We start from the raw sequence: 615 nt of genomic DNA, 5'->3' as shown, positions 1-615 counted from the left end.
GGGCTGGCAATTGCGCATCTTATCCAGTTCAACGATCCCGGCCTGATCCTGATCACCCATGTCGAAGGCCGGTTCGACGGCCTTTTCGGTACTGTCATGCGGCAGGCGGCCGAAGCCAACGTATTGCCGCGCTACGCCGGCCAGACGCCGATCCGCACGCAGCACGTCGATGGCGATGTCTGGGCGCGAGGTGCGGCCGGCATCGCCGCCCATAATTTCCTGATTGGTTCCACGCCCTAACGAGGTTCCCATGCGCATCGCCGTCGGAGGCATTCACATCGAATGCAGCACCTACAATCCTGTATTGAACGAGGAGAGGGACTTTCGTGTCCTGCGCGGCGCGGCGCTGACCGCTTCGCCCTACTTTGCCTTCCTCAGGGATTATGATGGCGAATTCCTGCCGACCATCCATGCGAGAGCCATCGCGGGTGGACCGGTCGCCCGCCGCACCTACGAGGGGTTCAAGGCGGAGTTTCTCGAAGGATTGAAGGCATTGCTGCCGCTCGATGGACTATATCTTGCCATGCATGGAGCCATGTATGTCGAGGGCATGGAAGACGCCGAAGGCGACTGGATCAGTGCGGCGCGCGCCGTCGTCGGCGATGACTGTATGGT

Annotated in this window: 1 protein-coding gene and 1 pseudogene; both read left to right on the top strand. The window is 61.3% G+C overall.

Annotation, left to right across the window (positions count from 1 at the left end; genetic code table 11):
* Nucleotides 1-240: pseudogene (locus tag Q4Q11_RS32010) on the top strand (transcriptional regulator); the annotation flags it as partial.
* A 10-nt stretch (nucleotides 241-250) separates the two neighbouring features.
* Nucleotides 251-615, top strand: a 365-nt coding sequence (locus Q4Q11_RS32005; protein ID WP_498572003.1) for a M81 family metallopeptidase, incomplete at its 3' end; no start/stop codon positions are given.

Source organism: Rhizobium sp. UFLA01-1127 (assembly GCF_059803845.1).
This window is presented reverse-complemented; position numbering and strand designations above follow the sequence as displayed.